Here is a 22,283-nt window from a genome sequence, read left to right as displayed (position 1 = left end):
TTACTCAATCCTCTCACGGACTTAAATCTATCTTTCAATCGCCGCCGTCTCCGGTTTCGTGCGGCGTCGGCGCGACGAACCGGCCGTCGTCGAACTCGATCGGACTCGGCTCCGCGAGGACCCGCAGGTCGTCGCGTTCGCGCGCCTCCTCGACGAGCGCCGGAGAGGCGTACAGCCGGCCGAGCCGCATCGTGTCCGTCGCCCGAAGCACGCGGGCGTCGTCGGGGCCGACGACGCCGACGGTCGACAGCGAGGCGACGAGGCCGGCGCGGTCCGTCTCGACGACCGGCGGGAGTCGAACCCCCCGCGTCGTACTCGCGGTGATCGCGTTGATGAGGGTGGTCGAGCTGTCGAGTTCGGCGGCCAGGTCGCGGCCGACGAAGTCCGCGGAGCCCATCCCCATGGCGTTGCCGTGTGTCGTCTCCGTCAGCCCTCGCACGAAGATCCGCTTGACGTCCGGCAGCTCCGGCTCCGGCTCGTTGATCGCGAACGGGCGGCGACCGATCACGTTCGTGTCCATCCCCTGTCCGCTGACGTCTTTGCCCTGTCGGTCGAGGACTAACACGTCGACGTCGTCGAACGGGATCGTCGGCAGGCGGTCGTACGCGAGCTCCAGCAGCTCCGCCTCGCGGTCGAGGAAGCCGGACGGGGGGACGCCCTCGATCACGGCGGTGTCGTCGAACTGGTCCTCGACGATCGCGACGCCGCCCGCGACCGGGAGCTCGGCCAGCAGCTTCTCCGCGATCTCCGGGATCATGTTCCGGAAGCTCCAGTCGATCGCCCACTCGTGTGCGGTCTTCGCCCCTCGCTGTTTCCCCATGCCGATGACGAGCATCTTCGAGAGGCCGCTCTCGACGGGGCCGTCGTAGTCGGTGTGGGGCTTCACCCGGTTGACCGGGACGATCGCGTCGGCGCCGGCGGCGTGCGCGTCCGCGTACACGGGAACGCCCCGGTCCGGCGTCTCGCCGACGCGGACGACCTCCATGCTCGACCGGATCTCGCAGCCGATCGCCGCAGGGGTCACGCCGAGGGATTCGAGCATCTCCCGCTGTCCCTCCGCGGTCGCCCCGCCGTGGCTCCCCATCGCCGGGAACACGAAGGGGTCGTAGCCGGCGTCCTCGATCGCGCCGACGACGCCGCTCACGATCGACGGGAGGTTCGCTATCCCGCGGCTGCCGGCGCCGACGGCGACCTCGCCGCCCTCGGGAACACCGGCGAACTCCAGCGACGCCACCGCCTCGGCGGCCGCGGCCTCGACGCGATCGCTCGGGATCGGATCGGTGTCCCAGTCGCGCTCGACGAGCCCCAGATCCGGGAGCGGTCGGTCGCCGCACGCGTCGAGCACGGTCGCCTCGGGCACGACGAGGTCGTCGAGTGAGTCCATGCGAACGACTCCCGCTCGACCGACATAAACGTGGGGGCCGCGGCACGATTCGTCCCGAAACCGACCCCCCGCGACCGTCCCTTCGCGACCGTCCCCCCACGATCGGCACCTGCGACCGTCCCTCCCGCGACCGGTCCCGGCGCCCGTCCCCCGCGATCGGTACCTGCGAGGCGTCGATCCCGCGTCGCCGGTCCGACTGCCGTTACAAACGTACGGATGTAATGAACTTCGTCGAGATCCGATCTGGATCCGAACATACCGGATCGACGTCTGTAGTCGGCACGTCTCTCTTTTTCGCCTTACTCGCCGATATTAAGCGTCAGAATCCGGGACGAGTCGTCCCGCGAAATCAGATTTCGGTCCGATTCGGCCGCGTCTGCCCGGGATATAGGCCGGCTCACGCGGTCAAATATTCTTTATTATCCGAGTACACGGGAAGTTAAGTGGCTTGGGGCGGAGTACTGTGTATGGCAAAAGAGCTCAAATCGGTCGCGAAAACGACTGAAACGTCGTTACGACTGATCGACGTACTGCGAGATACCGACGGGATGACTATCGTTGATTTATCCGAGCATCTCGGATTGGCTCCGAGCACGGTCCACCGCCACCTCGCCACCCTGAAGAAACACGGGTACGTCGTCCGCGACGGCGACGTGTACGCCCTCGGCCTCCAGTTCCTCACGATCGGCGGGCAGATCCAGCGACGGGTGACGGCGTACCCCATGATCAAGGAGAAGGTCGACGCCCTCGCCGACGAGACGGGCGAACGCGCGCAGTTCATCGTCGAGGAGAACGGCGAGCGAGTGTACCTCTACACCGAAGTCGGACAGAGCGCCGTCCAGACCGGCGCCCACGTGGGCAAGCGCGGCGCGATCCACACGAGCGCGGGTGGGAAGGCGATCCTCGCGGCCTACGACCGGGACCGCGTCGAGGCGATCCTCGACGACCGCGGACTGGACGCCGGACACGACGCCATCACGACCCGCGAGGAGCTGTTCGCGGAGCTCGACGCGATCAGCGACCGCGGCTACGCGTTCAACCGACAGGAGACGACGGCGGGCGTCCACGCGATCGGCGCGCCGGTGATCGCCGGCGGCGAGGTGGTCGGCGCGCTGAGCGTCTCCGGACCCGCCAACCGGATCACCGGCGATCGCTTCACGGAGGCGCTCCCCGAGCGGATCCTCGGCGCGGTCAACGAGCTGGAGCTCCACATCGAACACTCCGTGTGAGGATCGCCGGGCCCCGAGAGTTTATTACGTCTCTCGGCGCTCGTCAACCCAATGAACGCGAACGACCGGGCTCTCGTGCGATTTACCTCTCTCGCCCACGGGATGTTTCACACGTACGAACTCTCCATACCGCTCTTCGTCGGGCTCTGGATGGCCGAATTCGACGTCTCGGCGGCCGTCATCGGCACCGTCATCGGCGCCGGATACGCGTTCATCGGGCTCGGCGCGCCGGTGAGCGGCGTCCTCTCCGACCAGTTCAGCTCGCGGCGGCTGATCTTGGCCTCCATCGTCGGGATGGGGATCGGGTTCGGGATCGTGGCCCTCGCGCGCGGCGTGGTCTCGCTCGCCGTCGCCGTCCTCCTGTGGGGCTGTTTCGCGAGCGTCTACCACCCCGCCGGGCTCTCGCTCATCAGCCGCACCGCGGACGCCCGCGGCACGGTGTTCGCGTATCACGGCGTGGGCGGCAACGTCGGGACGGCGTTCGGCCCGCTCCTCACGGCGCTGCTCCTCATGTTCGCCGACTGGCGGCTCGCGGCCGGCGCGCTGTCGGCCGTCGCCCTGCTCGTCGGGCTGGCCGGCACGCGGATCGAGTTCGAACTCGGCGGGGGCGAGGACGCCGGCGAGACGGGCTCGATCGCCCAGGAGCTCCGGAAGACCGCTCGGGACTCCCGCACCCTGTTCGCGACCGCCTTCACGGTCGCGCTCGTCGCGGTGCTGCTGTACGGCACGTACTACCGCGGCCTGCTGACGTTCCTCCCGGACGTCCTCGCCGAGTCCCCGGCGCTGCGCCCCTTCGAGCTGTTCGACCAGACCGTCCAGCCGGCCCAGTACGTGTACACCGGCCTCCTGACCGTCGGCATCGGCGGCCAGTACGTGGGCGGGCGGCTGACCGACCGCGTCTCCAGCACCACCGCGTTCTTCGGCTTCTTCGCGGTCCTCGCCGGCCTCGCCGCGGCCTTCCCGTTCGTCCGGGGACTCGGGACCGTCGCGCTCGTCGGGGTCTGCCTCCTGATCGGTTTCTTCGTGTACGGCACGGCGCCGATCTATCAGGTCGTCGTCGCCGAGAACGCCGGCGAAGCCGTGCAGGGGCTCTCGTACGGGTTCACGTATCTCGCGATGTTCGGCGTCGGGGCCCTCGGCGCGTCGCTCGCGGGGTTCGTGCTCACGCACGCGACGAGCTCCGTGCTGTTCTTGCTCCTCGCGGGGATCGCCGGGCTCGGCGGCGCCGCGGTACTGTTATTGATGCGGCTGTAGCCGTCCGCCGGGCACCCCCGAAATCTCCCAACCTTTATGACCTCGTCGTCGGAGTGGTAGGTATGAGCGCAGACGAGAAGCGACAGCGACTCTTAGAGGAGATCGTCGTGATCGACCTGACGACGTTCGTCACCGGCGGCTTCGCCACATTGATGTTAGCGAACCAGGGAGCCGAAGTGATCAAGGTCGAGCGGCCGGGCGTCGGCGACGACAGCCGGTACTCCGGGCCGCCGTTCGTCGACGTCGAGGGGTACGAGGGCCCCGGGAAGCCGGCGTCCGAGGAGGGCGAGTCGCCGTACTTCTGGACGGTGAACTACGGCAAGCAGAGCATCGAACTGAACCTGAAGACCGAGGAGGGGCTGACGGCGCTGTACGACGTCGTGGCCGAGGCCGACGTCGTCGTCGAGAACTTCCGACCGGGCACCGCCGAGCGGCTCGGCGTCGACTACGGGACGCTCCGGGAGCGGAACGACGAGCTGATCTACTGCTCGATCTCGGCGTTCGGCGAGACGGGCCCGTGGAGCGACCGACCGGGGTACGACCTGCTCGTGCAGGGGATGAGCGGCATGATGAGCGTCACGGGCTACCCCGACGCCCCGCCGGCGAAGGTCGGGCTCCCGCAGACGGACCTCATCACGGCGATGTGGTCCGCGTTCGGGATCGTCACCTCGCTGTACAACCGCGAGCGGACCGGGGAGGGCGAGCGCGTCGAGCTCGGGATGCTCGACGCGGCGCTCCCGTGGCTCACGAAGCAGGCCGGCAAGAGCTTCGTCGGCGAGGAGACCTCGCGGATGGGGACGAAGGACCCGGTGCTCGCGCCGTACCAGATGTACCCGACGGCCGACGGTCACCTCAACGTCGCCTGCGGGAACCAGAAGCTCTGGGAGGAGTTCTGCGCGGCGATCGGCCGCGAGGACCTCTCGACGGACGAGCGCTTCGCCACGAACTCGGCGCGGGTGAACAACATGGACGCGCTCGAAGCGGAGCTCTCGGAGGTCCTCCGAACCAAGACGACCGACGAGTGGGTCGACCTGCTCGCCGACGAGCGCGGGCTCCCCGTGGGGCCGGTGTTCGACGTCGACGAGGCGCTGGATAACGAGCAGGTGCGCGCCCGCGGCGCCGTCGGCTCGATCGACCACCCCGCGGCGGGGGAGATCCCCGTCATCGAACACCCGCTCAACTACGACCGGGCCGACTCGGGGTTCGAGAAGGCGCCGCCGCTGCTCGGCGAGGACACGGTGCGCGTGCTGAAAGCGGCCGGCTACGACGACGCCCGCATCGACGAGCTGATCGAGGCGGGCGCGATCCCGGAGCCCTGACCGGCGCGCCGGCGATCAGCGAGACGTGTCGAGGACGACCTTTCCGAGCGTCCCGGAGGAGCGCAGCTCGGCCAGCGCCTCGGGCACCGAATCGAGCCCGAACACGGAGTCGACCGCCGCGGTGAACGTCCCGTCGGCGAGGCGCTCGCCGACCCGTTCGAGGATCGCCGCCTGATCGCCCGCGGAGGCCACGATCGACATGAACCGGAGGTCCGCGTCCGCCTGCTTCGCCGCCATCGACGTCCCGCCGTCGACGGCGATCGGCCCGTCCTCCCCGATGACGACGATCCGGCCGCCGCGCGTCAGGCACGCCAGGTTCGCCGCGAGGTGCGCGTCCGCCCGCGGCTCGAACACCACGTCGACCTCGCGCCCCTCGGCCGCCGCCGCGACGTCGTCGGCGAGGCGCTCGCTCCGGTAGTCGACGACCGCGTCGGCGCCGAGTTCCCGCGCGAACGCGGCTGGCTCGCCGTCGCGGGCGGTGCCGACGACGGTCGCGCCCGCCGCCGCGGCGACCTGCACCGCCGCGTGGCCCACGCCGCCGGACGCGCCGTGGACCAGCGCGACGTCGCCCAGTCGGAGGTCGCCGCGGGTCACGAGCGCGCGCCAGGCGGTCGCGAACGCCATCGCGGCCGCCGCCCCCTCCCGGAACGGGACCGACTCGGGCAGCGGCGCGAGCTGGTCGACCGGCGCCGCGGTGTACTCCGCGTACGTCCCGGGCGAGAACAGGCCGAGGCCGGTCGCGAACACGCGATCGCCCGGCTCGAACGCGGTCACGCCGTCGCCGACCGCCTCGACGACCCCGGCGAGGTCGGACCCGCCGACGTGCGGGAGGCCGGACGGTGGGCTCACGCTCCCCTCGCGCACGTACTCGTCGATCGGGTTCACGCTCGCCGCCTCGATCCGCACGAGCGCCTCCCCCGGGCCGGGATCGGGCCGGTCGACGGTCTCTACGGTCAGTACGCTCTCGTCTCCGTGGTCGTGGAATCTGACGGCACGCATACGGCTCCGTACGACGAACCGACGTATAGTGTTGTGCCCGCGGTCGGGCCCCGCGGCGAGCGCTCCGACGCGGCGAGCGCTCCGCCCCGCCGAGCGCTTATGTGCTCGCCGTTCCCACAGAACGCATGCACGTCACCGGGCTCGATCACGCGGTGTTGACCGTCGCCGACGTCGACCGCGCCGTCGACTTCTACGCGGGGACACTCGGCGGCACGGCCGAGACGTTCGACGGCGGTCGGCGGGCCGTCTCGTTCGGCGACCAGAAGATCAACTTCCACCCGGCGGACGCCGTGTACTCGCCCCACGCGGATCGGCCGACGCCGGGGAGCGGGGACCTCTGTCTCGTCGTCGACGACTCCCTCGAAGCGCTCCGCCGTGAGCTCGGCGACCGCGGCGTCGAAGTCGTCCACGGCCCCGTCAAGAAAGTGGGCGCTCGCGGCCCGATGGAGTCGATGTACGTCCGCGACCCCGACGGCAACCTGGTCGAGTTGGCCCGGTACGACGCGAATGCTTAATGCGCTCCGAGCAAAGTAACTGGTACATGACCGATGGTTGGACACACGTGACGCCCGAGGAAATCGGTCGACGCGAGGACAAGCCCGGACGGCGCTGGGAGCTTTCCCCGGAACTGGAGATCGACGCATTCAATCTCAACGTCGCCGTCTTAGAGCCCGGCGAGCGGCTCTCGGAGAATCACTTCCACTACCATGACGACCAACAGGAGGTGGTGTACGTCGCCGACGGGACGTGCCGGGTCGAGGTCGACGAGGGCGGCTTCGACGCGACGGCGGACGACGTCGTCCGGTTCGACGCGGGCCGCGACGGCGCGCACCTGATCCACAACCCGTTCGACGAGCCGGTCCGGCTCGTCGCGATGGGTTGGCCGCCCGAGGGCCGCCACCCCGTCCACAAGATCGCGACGCTCGACGAGCTCGACGGCGGCGACGTGTAGCCGGTCGGCGACTAAGCGGGTCTCCGCCGGTTCTCCCGGGCGACGGCCCCCTCGGGGGCGGCTCATTCAACCCCGGCTCACTCGACGGCCGCGAGACGGACGCCCCGGAGCGGCCCGTCCTCGGTGACCCGGAGCTCCCGCTCCCCGACCAGCCGCACGTCGTCGCCGATCGAGAGCGCCTCGTCGAGCTGGGCGACGACGTTCGCGCCGCCGGGGAACGCGGCGAGCCCGAGCGCGTTCGGCTCCCGGACCCCGTCGGGCGTGACGTGCACGGTCGTCACCGACAGCAGCTCGCCGGACCCCGCCGCGACGCCGTCGAATTCCGCCCCGCCGCACTCCGGACAGCGGTGCTTCTCGTAGAAGGTCCGGTGCCCGCAGTCGCGGCACTCCAGCAGTTCGGTCACGCGTCGCCCTCCAGCAGCGTACAGACAGCGTTGTTTCCGAACCCGGCGACGTTGACGGCGAGCCCGCGGGACGCGCCGTCGACCGCCCGCTCGTCGGGCAGGTCGCCGCGGAGCTGCCACACCAGCTCGATCACCTGCGAGATCCCCGTCGCACCGAGCGGGTGCCCGCGGGCCTTCAGCCCGCCGCCGGGGTTGACCGGGAGCTCCCCGTCGAGGTCCGTCAGCCCGTCGCGAGTGCGCTCCCACGCCCGCCCCTCGGGCGCGAGCCCCAGCTCCTCCATCTCCAGCCACTCGAGGATCGTGAACGCGTCGTGGATGCAGGCGAGGTCGACCGCGTCCGCCCCGAAGCCGGCCGCGTCGTACGCCCGCTCGCCGGCGACCCGGACGCTATCGATCTCCAGCGGGTCCGTCCGGTCGGCGACCGCGTGCGTCCCGGTGGCGCTCTCGCAGGCGGTGACCGTCACCGGGTCGTCGGTCGCCGCCGGCCCGGCCTCGACCACGACCGCCGCGGCCCCGTCGCTGGTCGGACAGCAGTCGTAGAGGCGCAGCGGCGACGCGACGGACGGCGACGCGAGCACGTCCGCCACGTCGATCCGCTTGTTGAACTGGGCGTACTCGTTCGCGTAGGCGTTCGCGTGATTCTTCACGGCGACCCGCGCCAAGTCGCGCCGGTCCGCGTCGGTCTCGCGCAGGTAGGCGGCCGCCGCCAGGCCGCCGAACGACGGCAGGGTGACCCCCTGCTCGTACTCCCGGTCGTGCGTGATCCGACTGATGATCTCGGTGGCCGTCGCCGTGTCCGCGGCGGACATCTTCTCGCCGCCGACGGCCAGCGCCCGTTCGCTCCGCCCGCTCGCGACCGCCGCGACGGCGCTCTGAAACGCGCTGGCGCCGCTCGCGCTTGTGTTCTCGACCCGTCGGGCCGTGACGCCGGTCATGCCGAGCCCGCCGACGAGCGCGTTCGCCAGCCCGGACCGGCGGTTGAACGCCTCTGCGGCCATGTTCCCCACGTGGACCGAGTCCACGTCGGCGGGGTCGCGGTCGGCGTCGTCGAGCGCGCGCTCCGCGGCGACGAGGAGCAGGTCGAGGAGCGACGGGTCGTCGGCCGTCGCGAACGCCGTCATGCCGGCGCCCGTTATCGCCGGCGGATCGCCGCGAACGAGTGATGCGTCTGCTGCCCGGGCGTCTCGCTTCTGGGCGGTCATCGTACGGTCGAACCCAGACGCTAGACCGGTTTATAGGTACGGTTCCCGCCGCTCGTTGCACGCGAACGCGGCCGACGCGAACGATCCGGCGGCCGACGGAGCGCGCGCTCGACGCGAACGACCCGGCGGCCGACGGAGCGCTGGCTCATCGGTGGTCCGATCGAGCACCTATAAAAACAGAGCCGCGAGCGGTACGTCGGTCGTCGGGCGTTCGGCGACGCCCGGCCGAGTGTCGAAGCGATCCGCCGTGCCGGGGTGTCCGGCGACGCGCTATCTGAGGTTATTCACCGCCCTTTTTACGTACGGTCCGAGGAACGGCCCGAACAGCGCCAGGAGGATCAGGATGGAGATCCCGAGCGAGAGCGGCCGGCTCGGCGACACGAAGATGCCGTACCCGCCGCCCGATAGCTGTAGCGAGCGGAAGAAGTTCTCCTCGGCTATCGGCCCCAGCACGATCCCGAGGACGAACGCTATCACCGAGTACTTGTACTTCACCATGTAGTAGCCGAGGATGCCGAGCGCCAGCACGCCGAAGGCGTCGAACCAGCTCCGCCTGAGGCTGAACGCGCCGATGAACGAGAGGACGATCACCATCGGGATGATGACGTCCGTGTCGAGCTTCGTGATCGCGCTCGCGTACGGGATGACCGTGTACCCGACGGCGAGGATGATGAAGTTGCCGAGGAACACCGAGACGAACAGCGCGTACGTGATGTGAAGCTGCGCGCCGAACAGCCCCGGACCGGGCTGGAGCCCGTGCATCAGGATGCCGCCGAGGAACACCGCCGTCGAACCGCTCCCGGGAATACCGAACGAGAGCGTCGGAACTAGCGACCCGCTGACGGTCGGGTTGTTCGCTCCCTCGGGGGCGATGATCCCCCGCGGGTCGCCCTCGCCGAATATCCCGTCGGCGGCCGAGGAGCGCGCCTCCTCGGCGTACGCGACGAACGTCGACGTCGTCGCGCCGGAGCCGGGGACGGCGCCGATCAGCATGCCGATCACACCGCCTTTGAACAGCGACTTCGGGTACCTGAACACCGTCTTGATCCCCTCGGTGATGCTGCCCGTGATGCCGACCGCGTCCTCAGCGATCTGGTTTTGGACCGCGAGCTTCATCATCTCCGCGAAGGCGAACATCCCGATCAGGGCGGCGACGAAGTTGAGCCCGTCGTACAGCGCGAGCTGGCCGAACGCGCAGCGCGGCGTCGGCGCCATGATGGCGATGCCCATCGTCGAGATCATGAAGCCGAACGCGCCCGCGACGATCCCCTTCACGATCGACCCGTCCGCGACGATCGTGATGAGCGAGATCCCGAGGATCGCGAGGAGGAAGTACTCCACCGATCCGAACAGGAGGACGACCTCGATGAGGATCGGGGAGATGAGGACTAACAGGATCGCGGCGATGAACCCGTTAGACGCGGAGGCCGTCGTCGCGATCGCGAGCGCGTTCTTCGCGAGCCCCTTCTTCGCCATCGGATAGCCGTCGAGCGTCGTCGCGGCCGCCGACTCGGTCCCGGGGGCGTTCAACAGGATCGCGGAGATGCTCCCGCCGAACATCGCACCGCTGTAAATCGAGATCAGGAGGATGAGCGCGGGCGTCGGATCGAGCGGGACGGTGAGCGGGAGGACGATCGCCATGCCGACCGGCGAGCCGATCCCCGGCAGCGCTCCCAGGACGATCCCCGCGAGCAGCCCGGCGGCCATCCAACCGATGACCGGCCAGCTGACCGCGATCTGTATCCCCTCGACCAGACTTGCGACCGCCATTCAGAGCCCCTCCGTGAACACGATCGCTCCCTGATCGAACGGCATGAGCAGGAAGACGATGAACCCGTACACGATGACCGTCGCGAGCACGGCGAGGAACGCCGACTTGAGCGGTCTCACTCTGAACCACGTGGTGTACGCGAAGACGAACAGCGGCGTCACGTAGAGGAACCCGACCGCCCACCCGAGCGCGAAGTAGATGCTCGAGAAGACGATCATGATAACGGTGTTGTTGATGTCGATGCCCCACTTCTGATGGAGCGGGAGGTCTTTCGCCCGGACGCCCTCGGTATCGTCGTCATCGTCGGTATCGAGATACCTCTCGTCGACGGCGGTGTCCGCGACGTCCGTGGAGCCCTCGTCCTCCTCGGCGTCCTCGATGGCGCCGACACCTTCGGTTTGGCCCTCCTCGAAGCTCTCCGTCATACTCACTTCCTGGGCGACGAACTTCTGGAGCGGTCCCGGGAGGTAGTTCTGTATGAGGAGGAGGAACGATCCGATCCCGACGACCTGTGCCATCAACTGCGGAAAGATCGTCGCGTTCTCCGGGTAATCCTTGATTATCGGGTCGACGTAGAACACTACGGACAGCCCGAGCAGCGTTACGAGTAAGACGTGTTCCGCCGTGATTCCTTCAAGTCGTTTTGAGTAATTGACCATGACAGTATTATCTGATCCGCTGGACTCCAACTATAAATAAATTGAGTTCGACGCGCCGGTCGCGCCGCGATCGATTCAGGGCTGGTTTTCGTTGACGAGTTCGAGGATTTCGAGCTCCTCGTACTGCGTGAAGGCGTCCGCGAAGTTCTGCTCGGCGACCTCCGGGCCCTCGTACACGACCGGGTTCCCCGTTTCGTTGCTCCACTCCTGCACGGGCTCGCTGTTGACGGTCTCTTCCAGCGCTTCGGCGTAGAAGTCGGCGATCTCCTGGTCCATCTCCGGCGGGCCGTACATGCCGCGCCAGACGCCGCCGACGAAGTCGATCTCCGGGTAGCCGAGGTCGGTGACCGAATCGATGTCCGGGTAGACCTGGGTGCCGGACCCGAAGAACGTCACGACGGGGTAGACGCGGCCCGTGTCGACGACGGACTGGGTCCCGGCGTCGGTCCCGATACCGCACGGGACCTCGCCGCTGGCGACCGCCTGCGTCACGGGACCCGTCCCGGTGTACTGCACGCGGTTCTGCCAGTTCCAGCCGACCTCGTCTTCGTACGCGTACTTGTACAGCAGAACGATGATGTCCTGGGAGCTCCCGGACGACTGGACGCCGATGTTCTCCCACTCGCCGCTCTCGTACTTCGCGAGGACGTCGTCGAACGTCTCGACCTCGTCCTGGTACTCCTCGTTGACGACGAGACACCACGTCGACTGCCCGACCACGCCGAGGCCGGTGAGGTCGCGGATGTCGAAGTCCGGCTCGTTGATCAGCTGCGGCGCGACTTCGAGCGGTCCGGCGTTGCCCGCGATGGTCTGTCCGTCGGGCTCCGAGCGGTACAGCTCTCCGAGTCCGTTCAGACCCCCGGCGCCCGGGATGTTGTCGATCTGCAGCGACTCGCCGACCGCCTCTCGGAGTCCCGGCTGAATCCCGCGTGCGTACGTGTCGGTTCCGCCGCCCTCGTCGTACGGGACGATGTACCGGACCGTCCCTTCGGGGGACCATCCGTCGCCGCCGTCGCTTCCGTCACTGCCGTCGCTTCCGTCGCTTCCGTCGCTTCCGTCGCTGCCGTCGCCGCCGTCGCCGCCGTCGCCGCCGTTGCCGGAACAGCCGGCGAGCGAAATGGCGGAGGTTGCGCCGATCGCCTGCAGGAAGCGTCGCCGCTTCGTGTTCGAGGTCGATTCGACCGAGTCGGTTGGTGTTTCTTCTGTCATCTTGTCACGTTGGTCGGCTCAGCTGGTTTTCTCGCCCGGATCCGCTTTCGGGGGTTCGGCTTTCGCCGTATCCATGCATGCCATTCGGTGGCAATATCATAAATGTTTCTATTAAAATTCCCGTTGTCAGCTGTCGAACTTGGTATACAAAGGCGGTGTGCGCCCCGGTCGACCGGCGAGAGCCAGTTCGGTCGTCGATCGTCGTTCGCGCCGGTTCGCGCGCCGCGGCCCCGTGACGCGAGTCGACCCACCGGGAGGAACCTTTTATATTCCGGGGCGGAATACGGTCAGTATGGTAATCGTTGCAGCCGTCGATCGGTCGGAGAGAGCGCCGGGTATCGTCGAAGAAGCGAACGAGCTCGGCGAGGCGTTCGACGAGCCCGTCCACGTCGTCCACGTCCTGTCCCGCTCGGAGTTCGTCGGGCTCGAACGGACCAGCGTGACCGACACCGGGAAGTCGATCCCGAGGGACGACGTCCTCGAGATCGCCGAGGAGTTCGCGCAGGAGGCGATCGACGAGGCGGGCGTCGACGACGCGGAGCCGGTGGGGCTCCTCGGCGAGCCGGCCGACGAGATCAGCAACTACGCCGACTCCAACGACGCCAGGTACCTCGTCATCGCCGGTCGGAAGCGGTCGCCGGTCGGGAAGGCGCTGTTCGGGAGCGTCGTTCAGTCCCTGATGCTCAACTCCGAGACCCCGGTCGTCTCGATCCGAACCGACTGATCAGAGCCGACTGATCAGAGTCGCTCTTCGATCGCCGCCACGACCTCGCCCGTCGACGCCGACCCGCCGAGGTCCGGCGTCGACGGGGCGTCCTCGTCGGCGAGCACTTCCCGAACCGCGCTCCAGAGGGCGTCGGAGACCGCCGCCTCGCCGAGGTCCTCGAAGAGCATCGCGGCCGAGAGCACGGTCGCCATCGGATTCGCGACGCCCTGCCCGACGATGTCGGGGGCGCTCCCGTGGACGGGCTCGAACATCGACGGGTAGTCGTCGTCGACGTTGATGTTCCCGGACGGCGCGAGCCCCATGCTGCCGCTGACGATGGCGCCGATGTCGGTGAGGATGTCGCCGAACAGGTTGGAGGCGACCAACACGTCGAACTCCTCCGGCCTGCGGACGAGGTCCATGCTCCCGGCGTCGATGAGCAGCGACTCGACCTCGACGTCGGGGTACTCGGTCGCGACGTCCTCGACGACGTCGTCCCAGAACGTCATGCTGAACGCCTGCGCGTTGGACTTCGTGATGCTCGTCAGGTGTCCCTCGCGCTCTGTCGCCGCCTCGAACGCCGCCCGAACGATGGTCTCCGTCCCCTCGCGCGTGTGGACCGCGCTCTGGATCGCCACCTCGTGGTCGAACCCCTCGTGGACGCGGCCGCCGGCGTCCGAGTACTCCCCCTCCGTGTTCTCGCGGTACACGACGAAGTCGATGTCGCCGCCCTCGTACCCGCGGAGCGGGCTCTCGACGCCGTCGAAGAGGATCGACGGGCGCTTGCACACCTGCTGGTTGAACCCCTTCCGGATCGGTAACAGGAGCCCGTGCAGCGTGATGTGGTCCGGGACCTCCGGATGGCCGACCGCGCCGAGGAGGATCGAGTCCGCGTCGACGATCCGATCGAGCGCGTCGTCCGGCATCATCTCGCCCGTCTCCATGTACCGCTCCGTCCCCCAGTCGTACTCGGTGAACGCGACGTCGACGCCGTGGCGGGACGCCGCCTCGTGAAGGAGCGGGAGCGTTTCGTCGACGACCTCCGGACCGATACCGTCACCTGGTATCGTCGCTATCTCGTATGACATGGTTCCGGAATTCGCTCACACAATCTAAACTCTTTGGGCCGTGGCACCCCTTGCCCGCCCGATTCGAGGCCGGATCGCTCCTCGCGAACGGTGCGGCTCATCGCCCGCGATTACCCCACTCACAACGCTTTTCACTCCCCGATGGGAGGTTGAGTCATGGTAAGCGAGACTGCCTACGAGAGTATCTCGCTCGACGTCACAGACGGCGTGGCGACGATCGAGTTCCACCGGCCCGAGGTGTACAACGCGCTCAACGACACGGTCATGCTGGACCTGCTCCGAGCGTTCGACGAGATCCAGCTCGACCGGTCCGTCGACGTGGTCGTGATCACGGGCGAGGGCGACGACGCGTTCTCCGCCGGCGCGGACATCTCGCAGTACGCGGGCTCCGCCGAGGAGCACGACCCGAGACAGAAGGACCGCCAGGAGCTGTTTTACGAGATGTACCGCAAACCGTTCGAGTGCCACGCGCCCGTCATCGCGAAGGTCAACGGGTACTGCGTGGGCGGCGGCCTCATCTTCGCGATGTACTGCGACATGCGGATCGCCGTCGACGACGCGAAGTTCGGCGTCCCCGTGACCGACATCGGCCAGATCCCGACGGGCAACTCGACGTGGCGCGCCATCGAGCTGGTCGGCGAGGCGAAAGCGAAGGAGCTCGTCTACACCGCCGGGATGATCGAGGCCGACGAGGCCGAGCGGATCGGGCTCGTCAACCACGCCGTCCCGCGCGAGGAGCTCGACGAGACGGTCGGTGACATCGTCGACGCGATCCAGGCCACGGGTCGGTCCGCGGTGAAGAACTCCAAGCGCGCGTTCAACAACGCGGTCGACGCGCAGAGCGCCGAGGAGAACCGCGCGTTCGAGTCCGAGGTCTGGTGGGACCAGTTCGCGACCGACGAACGGGAACGGCTCGTCGACGAGTTCAACGACGCATGACCGGGGGACCGCTCGCCGACCTCACCGTCGTGGAGATGACCGGCCACCGCGCGGGCCCGTTCTGCGGCGCGCTCCTCGCCGACATGGGCGCCGACGTCGTGAAGATCGAGCGCCCCGGCGTCGGCGACCCCGCCCGCAGTCAGGGCGTCGGCCCCGACGGCAAGTCCGGCTACTTCATGGCGAACAACCGGAACAAGCGCTCCGTCACGCTCGATCTCAAGTCCGACGCCGGCACCGAGGCGGCGCTGTCGCTGCTGGAGGCGGCCGACGTGTTCATCGAGAACTTCGGCTACGGCGTCACGGACAAGCTCGGCGTCGGCCACGAGGCCGCCAAGGAAGTGAACCCGGAGATCGTCTACGCCAGCATCAAGGGGTACGGCGAGACCGGCCCGCGGAAGGAGCAGGCCGGCCTCGACCTCATCCTGCAGGCGGAGGGCGGGATCATGAGCGTCACCGGTCCCGAAGGCGGCGAGCCAGTGAAGATCGGGCAGGCCATCGGCGACCTCACGACCGGGATGTTCACCGCGGTCGGGATCCTCGCTCGGCTCTACGAGCGCGGGAACGCGGGCGGCGCGGAGGGCGAGGGCGCCGGCGGCGCGGAGGGCGAGGGCGCCGGCGGCGCGGAGGGCGGGGAGGCCGATTCCGCCGCCGACTCGTTCAACGGCAAGTTCGACGTCGGCCTCTTCGACTCCATCGTGACGCTGCTGAACGAGTACCTCACGTCGTACTCGATGGACGGGTCGGTGCCGGGGCCGCAGGGCACCTCCCACCAGACGCTCGTCCCCTACCAGCGGTTCGAGACCGCCGACGGCGCCCTCGTCACCGGCGTCCCGAGCGACGACCGGTGGGACGACTTCGTTGAGCTGGTCGGCCGCGACGAGCTGGCGGAGTACCCGACGAACGACGACCGGTTCGAGCACGCCGACGCCGTCGTCGGGATCATCGAGGCGGAGTTTGCGACGGAGTCGACGGAGTACTGGCTCGACCGCCTCATCGACTACGGCTTCCCCTGCGGCCCGATAAACGACGTTGAGGACGTCGTCCACTACGACCAGACGCGGGCGCGCGACCTCGTCGTCGAACACGACGACCCCGACTGGGGCGAGTGCCTGCTCCCGGGCCACCCGATCAACTTCCCCGAGCACGACGACATTATCCGGTCGCCCGCGCCGCGTCTGGGCGAGCACACGGAGTCCGTGTTCGCCGACGTCGCCGGGGACCGGACGACGCTCGACGAGTGGCGCGAGGGCGGCGCGTTCGGCGACTGATACGGAAAAACGGTTTCTCGTCGCGTTTGTTTATAAACGGTTGACTTCGGATCGACGGTGAACCACTCCAAAGACGTAGCCGATCGCGCATAGGTCGCTGACGACCCGGTGAACACCTCCAAAGCCCCAGCCGTGAGGGGCGCGCACGCTCGCTGCGCTCCTCGGTCGCTCACTCTGTTCGCTCCCTGCGGTGCTTGCATCGTCATCAGAACGCGAAGCGTTCTGATTGGCCCACGAGAGCGGAGCTCTCGTGAACGCCTCCGCGCCCCTCACGGCTGCCCCTTTGAGTCCCACCCAACCGCTCCGCACAGCACCTCACGCCTCCCCAGCCTCGTCGCTCACTCCGTTCGCGACTCCCTCGCGCGTGCGGTTCACGGCCTGTCGGCCGCTCACCGGCACGCGCCACTGCACCGTCGCAATCATTGATAAACACCGTCGCCGCGCTCGTCCCTATTTAACTACCGAACGACGTCCGCGAGCCGAGACGCCCTACGCCAGCGCGTCGGCGATCTTCTCGATCGGGTGCGGCGGCTTCTCGTCGTACTCGTCGCCGATCTGCGTCCGGCAGGAGGCCCCGGGGGCGACGACGGAGTCGCCGTCGCTGTCGTCGATCCGGTCGAACAGCATGGAGCCGATGGCCTGGCTCATCGAGTAATGCTCCGACTCGTAGCCGAACGTCCCGGCCATCCCGCAGCAGGAGGTGTCGAGCGGGTCGACCCGGAACCCCGTCCGCCGGAGGACGCCGACCGCGTGGTGGTCCTTCTTCACCGACTTCTGGTGGCAGTGGCCGTGGTAGGTGAGCCGCTCCGCGCCGCCGTCGGCGTCGAGCGCCTCGTCGAGCCGGCGGGTGTCGAGGTACTCCAACACGCCGTAGGCGTGCTCGGCGACCTGTGCCGCGGCGTCGGACGACAACAGGTCGAGGTAGTCGGACTGCAGCATGACGGCGTCGGACGGCTCGACCACGACGACGTCGCGCCCGTCGTCGACGTGCGCCGCCAGCGTCGCGACGTTGGCTTCGGCCGTCTCGCGGGCCTTCCCGAGGAGCCCCTTCGAGTGCGCGGGGCGGCCGCTGTCGGTGATCTCCTCGGCGACGGAGACGTGGACGCCCGCCGCTTCGAGCACCCTGACCGCGGCCTTCCCGGCCTTCGGGTTGTTGTAGTTCGTGACCGTGTCGGGCACCAGCACGACGCGCCGGTCCGCGGTCGACTCGCTCACCGTCGACCCGCCGCGGTCAGCCCACCAGTCCACGAACGTCTCGCGGTGGAACGTCGGGAGCGAGCGCTCTCGGGCGATCCCGAGCGTCTTCTCCATGACGACGCGCGCGCCGGGGACCTTGGTGCCGAGGTTCGACAGGGGCGCCGTCGCGCTCCCGAGCTTCGAGAGCGCGTCGACGTTCGCGAACAGCTTCGACCGGAGGTCCGCCCCGTGTTCCTCGTGGTGGGCGTGTTCCACCTCCACCTTCATCTTCGCCATGTCGACCTCGCTGGGACAGTCGATCGAACACCCCTTACAGCCGACGCAGAGGTCGAGCACCTCGCGCATGAACTCCGTGTCGAACTGCTCGTCCTCGGAGAGGTCCCCGCTCATCGCCTGCCGGAGCAGGTTCGCGCGACCGCGAGTGCTGGTGATCTCCTCCTGTGACGCCCGGTAGGTCGGACACATCACGCCGCCCGCGCCCTCCTGACTGGTGCGACACCCGCCACAGCCGTGACAGAGTTCGGCCATTCCTTGGAACCCGTTCTCGTTCTCCCACTCCAGGGCCGGCTCGAAGCCGGCGTCGAACTCGTACTCCTCCCCGAACCGGAGGTTCTCGCTCATGTCGTGGTCGCCGCAGACGCTCCCGGGGTTGAGCAGCCAGTCGGGGTCGAACGCCGTTTTCAGGTCCTGAAAGACGTGCCAGAGGCGATCGCCGTACAGCTTCCGGTTCCACTGGGTCCGGGCGCGCCCGTCGCCGTGCTCGCCGGAGACCGACCCGCCGTACTTCACCGCGAGGTCCGTGGCGGCGTCGGAGATGGACACCATCGTCTCGGTCCCCTCGGCGTTCTTCGTGTTGATGAGCGGCCGGACGTGCATGCAACCCGGGCCGGCGTGCGCGTAGAAGCTCCCGAACGTGTCGTGGTCCTCGAAGATCTCCTTGAACTCCTTGGTGTACTCCGGCAGGTGCTCCGGCGGAATCGCGAGGTCCTCGATGAACGCGATGTGCTTCTCGTCGCCCGTCCGCGACAGCAGGATCGGCGTCGACGCCTTGCGCATCTTCCAGAACTTCTTCTGGGTCTCCTCGTCGTACGCCGCCATCCCGTCGAACGCCAAGTCGCCGACGCGGTCTTCGATGAGGTCGTCGACCTGCCTCTTGGCCGACTCCTCGTCGTCGGCGTAGAACTCGATCAGCAGGAACGAGTCGGTCTCGTCGGGCAACAGGCCGATGACGTCCTTGAACTCCTCGAGTTCGCGCGCCAGGTCGACGAGGACGCCGTCGAGCACTTCGACCGCCGCCGCGTCGTGTTCGAGGATCGGGCCGACGTCCTCCATCGCGTCGAGCAGGTCGTGGTACGTGAGCAGCGCGACCCCCTTCGTCTCCGGAATCGGCTCCAAGCTCACTTCGGCCTCGGTGACGATCGCGAGGGTCCCCTCGCTCCCGACCAGCAGGCGCGCGAGGTTGACGGTCCCCGATTCGGCCTCCTCGATCAGCACGTCGAGGTTGTACCCCGACACGTTCCGCTTGAGATCGGGGTACCGCTCGTCGACCTCGTCGGCCTCCTCGTCGATGATTCGGACGATCTCCGCGTAGATGCGTTCGAGGGTCGTTCCGTCGGGGTCGGCCGCCCCGCGGAGCTCCGCGACCGAGACCTCGCCGAACGTCTCGACGCTCCCGTCGGCCAGCACCGCCTCGACCTCCTCCACGTAGGCGTCCGTCTTCCCGTACTTCAGGGAGTGCGCCCCGGTCGTGTTGTTCCCGATGGCGCCGCCGAGCGCGCTCCGGTCCGCCGTCGACGGGTCGGGGGCGAACTTCAGGCCGTGCGGCTCGAGGGTGCGGTTCAGCTCGCCGAGGGTGATCCCCGTCCGGGCCCGGGCCCGTTCGCCCTCGGGGTCGACGTCGACCACGTCGGTCATGTACCGCGTGAAGTCCAAGACGATCGCCTCGTTCACCGACTGGCCGGCGAGGCTCGTCCCGCCGCCGCGGGGGAGCGCGGGGATCTCCTCCGCGGCGCAGTACTCCATCACGGCGGCGACGTCCGCGGTCGAGGTCGGGTAGACGACCCCGATCGGCGTCACCTCGTACGCGCTGGCGTCGGTCGCGTACATCTGCTTGGAGTACTCGTCGAAGCGCACGTCGCCGTCGACGAGCGCGTCGAGGTCGGCGACGAGCGACGAGTCGTGCTCGGTCTCGCTCTGGTAATCGTAATTCGCCCGCGGGTCGGTGGACGGATCCGGTGTTGTGTTCTTCGATCCCATCGGTTAATTGACTGTCCTCAGAGTGGCGTAGGCATGAATGTTACGCGTCAACACGGTACGACTGCCGGGAGGACGCGAGTCGTCGCTCCGAGTCGCGCGGAACGCGTCGGGGGTTCGAACCGCCCGGACGCGGTCCCGTCGCGGCGGTTACTCGCGCTGCTGGGCGTCGACGACGGCGACGCTCGCGAGGTTGACGATGTCTTTGACCTCGTCGCCCCGCTGGAGCACGTGGACCGGCTCGTCCATGCCGACGAGCATCGGGCCGATGGCGTCCGCGTCGCCCAGCCGCTGGAGCAGCTTGTAGCCGATGTTCCCCGACTCCAGGTTCGGGAAGACGAGGACGTTTGCGGCCTCGTCGAGCTCGGAGAACTCGTAGGTGTCGGTGAGCATCTCCTCGACGAGCGCCGTGTCGGCCTGCATCTCACCGTCGACCGGGAAGTCGACCGCCGGGTCGTCGCGGAGCATGGCGGCCGCCTCCCGCGGCGCCTCGGTCGTGTCCGCGTCGACGCTCCCGAAGTTGGAGTACGACAGCAGCGCCGCCCGCGGGTCGACGTTGAACTGCCGCGCCAGGTCCGCGGTGTGGCGCGTCGTCTCGGCGAGCACGTCGGCGTCGGTCTCCCGGTTGACCGTGACGTCGGCGAAGAACACGACCCGGTTCCCGATCGTCAGCATGTAGACGCCGGAGACGTACTCGGCGTCGTCGGCGGTCCCGATGACCTGCAGCGGCGGCCGGAGCGCCGAGGGGTAGTGGTGGGTCAGCCCCGTCAGCATGGCGTCGGCGTCGCCCTGGTCGACCATCACGCTGCCGAGGTAGTCGGTGTTGTTGCGGATCAGGTCGCCCGCCTCGCTGCGGGTGATGCCCTTCCGCTTGCGGAGCTCGTGGAGGCGGTCCGCGTACTCGTCGTACTCCCCGGTGGTCGGGTCGACGACGGTCGCCTCGAAGTCGAGGCCGAGGTCGCCGACGGTCCCGGCGATGGCGTCGGCGTCGCCGAGCAGGACGGGCTCGGCGATCCCCTGCTCGGAGAGCTGGTACGCCGCGCGGATCATCTTCTCGTCTTCACCCTCGGCGAGCGCGATGCGCTTGGGGTCCTGTTTCGCCTTGTTGACGACGATCCGCATCATCTCGCGCGACTTCCCGACGCGCGCCTCCAAGTCGTCGCGGTACGCTTCGAGGTCGACCTCGTCGCGCGCGGCGCCGGACTCCATGGCCGCCTCCGCGACCGCCGGCGCGACCTCGAACAGCACGCGCGGGTCGACCGGCTTCGGGAGGATGTACTCCGGCCCGAACTGGAGCGGCTCGTCGCCGTACGCCTTCAGCACCGCGTCGGGGACGTCCTGCCGCGCCAGCTCCGCCAGCGCCTCCGCGCAGGCGACCTTCATCTCCTCGTTGATCTCCGAGGCCCGGACGTCGAGCGCGCCGCGGAAGATGAACGGGAAGCCGAGCACGTTGTTCACCTGGTTCGGGTAGTCGGACCGGCCCGTCGCCATGACCACCGTGTCGTCGCGGGCGTTCTTCCCCTCCTCGTAGCCGATCTCCGGGGTCGGGTTCGCCATCGCGAAGATGATCGGATCATCGGCCATCGACCGCACCATCTCCGGCGAGACGATCCCGCCGGCCGAGAGGCCGACCAGCACGTCCGCGCCCTCCATCGCGTCGGCGAGGTCGCCGTCCGGGACGTCCCGGGCGAACTCACGCTTGTACTCGTTGACGTCGCCCGCTTCGGCCCGCGCCTCCGTGATGATGCCCGTCGAGTCACAGAGCGTGATGTTGTCCCGCTCGACCCCGAGCGAGACGTAGAAGTGCGCGGTCGCGAGCGCCGACGCGCCGGCCCCCGAGAACACGACCTTCACGTCGCCGAGGTCCTTGTCGACGATGTCGGCGGCGTTGATCAGGCCGGAGCCGTTGATGATGGCGGTGCCGTGTTGGTCGTCGTGGAACACCGGGATGTCCATCTCGTCCTGGAGCCGGTCCTCGATCTCGAAGCACTCCGGCGCTTTGATGTCTTCGAGGTTGATCCCGCCGAACGTCGGCTCCATCGCCGCGACGGCCTCGCAGAAGGGGTCGACGTCCGCGATGTCGAGCTCGACGTCGAAGACGTCGACGTCCGCGAACCGCTTGAACAGCACTCCCTTCCCCTCCATGACCGGCTTCGACGCCGTGGCGCCGATATCGCCGAGACCGAGCACGGCCGAGCCGTTCGAGACGACCCCGACGAGGTTCCCCTTCGCCGTGTAGTCGTACGCCTTCTCGGGGTCGTCTGCGATCTCGCGGCACGGCCCCGCCACGCCGGGCGAGTAGGCCAGCGAGAGGTCTCGCTGGGTGTTCGTCGGCTTCGTCGTCGCGATCTCGATCTTCCCGGGCGGGTCGGCCCGGTGATACTCCAATGAGTCGTCTTCTAGCGTCATACCGATCGATTACGCGAATCGCATAAATACTTATGGGCGTC

General features: G+C 68.4%; 18 protein-coding genes. 8 read left to right on the top strand and 10 right to left on the bottom strand.

The features are described from left to right. Window positions 1–34: 34 nt before the first annotated feature. Window positions 35–1,384: a DUF362 domain-containing protein gene (locus tag DJ82_RS08505; protein ID WP_094526340.1), complete on the bottom strand. Its 1,350-nt coding sequence runs from the start codon at window positions 1,382–1,384 to the stop codon at window positions 35–37. A gap of 467 nt (window positions 1,385–1,851) precedes the next feature. On the opposite strand from DJ82_RS08505, the gene DJ82_RS08500 reads away from it, so the two are divergent. The 3 genes from DJ82_RS08500 (at window position 1,852) to DJ82_RS08490 (ending at window position 5,186) form a co-directional block, all read left to right on the top strand. Next, window positions 1,852–2,613: an IclR family transcriptional regulator gene (locus DJ82_RS08500; protein ID WP_094522114.1), complete on the top strand. Its 762-nt coding sequence runs from the start codon at window positions 1,852–1,854 to the stop codon at window positions 2,611–2,613. Between the two features lie 51 nt (window positions 2,614–2,664). Next, window positions 2,665–3,867 (top strand): MFS transporter, encoded by a 1,203-nt coding sequence (locus tag DJ82_RS08495; RefSeq protein ID WP_094581565.1) that lies wholly within the window; start codon window positions 2,665–2,667, stop codon window positions 3,865–3,867. Between the two features lie 62 nt (window positions 3,868–3,929). After that, a complete protein-coding gene (locus DJ82_RS08490) occupies window positions 3,930–5,186 on the top strand; it encodes a CaiB/BaiF CoA-transferase family protein (protein ID WP_094522112.1) in 1,257 nt (418 codons plus the stop codon). Between the two features lie 15 nt (window positions 5,187–5,201). Here the strand turns inward: DJ82_RS08490 and DJ82_RS08485 are convergent, their stop codons facing one another. Beyond that, entirely contained in the window at window positions 5,202–6,185 is a 984-nt protein-coding gene (locus tag DJ82_RS08485; RefSeq protein WP_094522111.1) for an NADPH:quinone reductase, read from the bottom strand. Between the two features lie 125 nt (window positions 6,186–6,310). Between DJ82_RS08485 and DJ82_RS08480 the strand changes: the two genes are divergently transcribed. Both DJ82_RS08480 and DJ82_RS08475 read left to right on the top strand, forming a co-directional pair. Then, complete coding sequence (locus DJ82_RS08480) at window positions 6,311–6,700, top strand: VOC family protein (RefSeq protein ID WP_094581564.1); 390 nt, start codon at window positions 6,311–6,313, stop codon at window positions 6,698–6,700. Next, window positions 6,700–7,137, top strand: a complete 438-nt coding sequence (locus tag DJ82_RS08475; RefSeq protein ID WP_241881476.1) for a cupin domain-containing protein — start codon at window positions 6,700–6,702, stop codon at window positions 7,135–7,137. The genes DJ82_RS08480 and DJ82_RS08475 overlap by 1 nt, the downstream gene beginning before the upstream one ends. 77 nt (window positions 7,138–7,214) lie before the next feature. Here DJ82_RS08475 and DJ82_RS08470 read toward each other — a convergent pair whose 3' ends face one another. The 5 genes from DJ82_RS08470 to DJ82_RS08450 form a co-directional block, all read right to left on the bottom strand. After that, window positions 7,215–7,541 carry a Zn-ribbon domain-containing OB-fold protein gene (locus tag DJ82_RS08470; RefSeq protein ID WP_094581563.1) on the bottom strand — a complete coding sequence of 109 codons (327 nt, stop codon included), beginning with the start codon at window positions 7,539–7,541 and terminating at the stop codon, window positions 7,215–7,217. After that, entirely contained in the window at window positions 7,538–8,743 is a 1,206-nt protein-coding gene (locus DJ82_RS08465; protein ID WP_275093923.1) for a thiolase family protein, read from the bottom strand. The genes DJ82_RS08470 and DJ82_RS08465 overlap by 4 nt, the downstream gene beginning before the upstream one ends. A gap of 270 nt (window positions 8,744–9,013) precedes the next feature. Further along, window positions 9,014–10,513: a tripartite tricarboxylate transporter permease gene (locus DJ82_RS08460; RefSeq protein WP_094581561.1), complete on the bottom strand. Its 1,500-nt coding sequence runs from the start codon at window positions 10,511–10,513 to the stop codon at window positions 9,014–9,016. Beyond that, window positions 10,514–11,095 carry a hypothetical protein gene (locus DJ82_RS08455; RefSeq protein ID WP_198948046.1) on the bottom strand — a complete coding sequence of 194 codons (582 nt, stop codon included), beginning with the start codon at window positions 11,093–11,095 and terminating at the stop codon, window positions 10,514–10,516. A gap of 153 nt (window positions 11,096–11,248) precedes the next feature. Next, window positions 11,249–12,382, bottom strand: a complete 1,134-nt coding sequence (locus DJ82_RS08450; protein WP_094581560.1) for a tripartite tricarboxylate transporter substrate binding protein — start codon at window positions 12,380–12,382, stop codon at window positions 11,249–11,251. Window positions 12,383–12,674: 292 nt separating this feature from the next. Here DJ82_RS08450 and DJ82_RS08445 point away from each other — a divergent pair, with 292 nt between their 5' ends. Beyond that, window positions 12,675–13,106, top strand: coding sequence for a universal stress protein (locus DJ82_RS08445; protein ID WP_094581559.1), 432 nt, complete (start codon window positions 12,675–12,677; stop codon window positions 13,104–13,106). Between the two features lie 14 nt (window positions 13,107–13,120). Here the strand turns inward: DJ82_RS08445 and DJ82_RS08440 are convergent, their stop codons facing one another. Next, window positions 13,121–14,176 (bottom strand): isocitrate/isopropylmalate dehydrogenase family protein, encoded by a 1,056-nt coding sequence (locus DJ82_RS08440; protein WP_094581558.1) that lies wholly within the window; start codon window positions 14,174–14,176, stop codon window positions 13,121–13,123. Window positions 14,177–14,332: 156 nt separating this feature from the next. Here DJ82_RS08440 and DJ82_RS08435 point away from each other — a divergent pair, with 156 nt between their 5' ends. Together DJ82_RS08435 and DJ82_RS08430 are read left to right on the top strand one after the other, a co-directional pair. After that, window positions 14,333–15,115: an enoyl-CoA hydratase/isomerase family protein gene (locus tag DJ82_RS08435; RefSeq protein WP_094581557.1), complete on the top strand. Its 783-nt coding sequence runs from the start codon at window positions 14,333–14,335 to the stop codon at window positions 15,113–15,115. Continuing rightward, window positions 15,112–16,383 carry a CaiB/BaiF CoA-transferase family protein gene (locus DJ82_RS08430; protein ID WP_094581556.1) on the top strand — a complete coding sequence of 424 codons (1,272 nt, stop codon included), beginning with the start codon at window positions 15,112–15,114 and terminating at the stop codon, window positions 16,381–16,383. Before DJ82_RS08435 ends, DJ82_RS08430 begins: the two co-directional genes overlap by 4 nt. 489 nt (window positions 16,384–16,872) lie before the next feature. On the opposite strand, the gene DJ82_RS08425 is transcribed toward DJ82_RS08430, so the two are convergent. Together DJ82_RS08425 and DJ82_RS08420 are read right to left on the bottom strand one after the other, a co-directional pair. Next, window positions 16,873–19,836 (bottom strand): FAD-binding and (Fe-S)-binding domain-containing protein, encoded by a 2,964-nt coding sequence (locus DJ82_RS08425; protein ID WP_094522099.1) that lies wholly within the window; start codon window positions 19,834–19,836, stop codon window positions 16,873–16,875. Window positions 19,837–19,983: 147 nt separating this feature from the next. Further along, window positions 19,984–22,242, bottom strand: a complete 2,259-nt coding sequence (locus DJ82_RS08420; protein ID WP_094558715.1) for an NADP-dependent malic enzyme — start codon at window positions 22,240–22,242, stop codon at window positions 19,984–19,986. Window positions 22,243–22,283 lie beyond the last annotated feature (41 nt).

It is taken from the genome of Halorubrum sp. Ib24, from assembly GCF_002252745.1.
GTDB lineage: Archaea > Halobacteriota > Halobacteria > Halobacteriales > Haloferacaceae > Halorubrum.
The sequence above is the reverse complement of the archived record's forward strand: the minus strand, read 5'-3'. Positions and strand labels throughout refer to the sequence as shown.

What these genes read in the sequence shown, in the direction of transcription:
- DJ82_RS08505 (WP_094526340.1), bottom strand. Translation starts at nt 1,384, where the DNA reads ATGGACTCACTCGACGACCTCGTCGTGCCCGAGGCGACCGTGCTCGAC.
- DJ82_RS08500 (WP_094522114.1), top strand. Translation starts at nt 1,852, where the DNA reads ATGGCAAAAGAGCTCAAATCGGTCGCGAAAACGACTGAAACGTCGTTA.
- DJ82_RS08495 (WP_094581565.1), top strand. Translation starts at nt 2,665, where the DNA reads ATGAACGCGAACGACCGGGCTCTCGTGCGATTTACCTCTCTCGCCCAC.
- DJ82_RS08490 (WP_094522112.1), top strand. Translation starts at nt 3,930, where the DNA reads ATGAGCGCAGACGAGAAGCGACAGCGACTCTTAGAGGAGATCGTCGTG.
- DJ82_RS08485 (WP_094522111.1), bottom strand. Translation starts at nt 6,185, where the DNA reads ATGCGTGCCGTCAGATTCCACGACCACGGAGACGAGAGCGTACTGACC.
- DJ82_RS08480 (WP_094581564.1), top strand. Translation starts at nt 6,311, where the DNA reads ATGCACGTCACCGGGCTCGATCACGCGGTGTTGACCGTCGCCGACGTC.
- DJ82_RS08475 (WP_241881476.1), top strand. Translation starts at nt 6,700, where the DNA reads ATGCGCTCCGAGCAAAGTAACTGGTACATGACCGATGGTTGGACACAC.
- DJ82_RS08465 (WP_275093923.1), bottom strand. Translation starts at nt 8,743, where the DNA reads ATGACCGCCCAGAAGCGAGACGCCCGGGCAGCAGACGCATCACTCGTT.
- DJ82_RS08460 (WP_094581561.1), bottom strand. Translation starts at nt 10,513, where the DNA reads ATGGCGGTCGCAAGTCTGGTCGAGGGGATACAGATCGCGGTCAGCTGG.
- DJ82_RS08450 (WP_094581560.1), bottom strand. Translation starts at nt 12,382, where the DNA reads ATGACAGAAGAAACACCAACCGACTCGGTCGAATCGACCTCGAACACG.
- DJ82_RS08445 (WP_094581559.1), top strand. Translation starts at nt 12,675, where the DNA reads ATGGTAATCGTTGCAGCCGTCGATCGGTCGGAGAGAGCGCCGGGTATC.
- DJ82_RS08440 (WP_094581558.1), bottom strand. Translation starts at nt 14,176, where the DNA reads ATGTCATACGAGATAGCGACGATACCAGGTGACGGTATCGGTCCGGAG.
- DJ82_RS08435 (WP_094581557.1), top strand. Translation starts at nt 14,333, where the DNA reads ATGGTAAGCGAGACTGCCTACGAGAGTATCTCGCTCGACGTCACAGAC.
- DJ82_RS08430 (WP_094581556.1), top strand. Translation starts at nt 15,112, where the DNA reads ATGACCGGGGGACCGCTCGCCGACCTCACCGTCGTGGAGATGACCGGC.
- DJ82_RS08425 (WP_094522099.1), bottom strand. Translation starts at nt 19,836, where the DNA reads ATGGGATCGAAGAACACAACACCGGATCCGTCCACCGACCCGCGGGCG.
- DJ82_RS08420 (WP_094558715.1), bottom strand. Translation starts at nt 22,242, where the DNA reads ATGACGCTAGAAGACGACTCATTGGAGTATCACCGGGCCGACCCGCCC.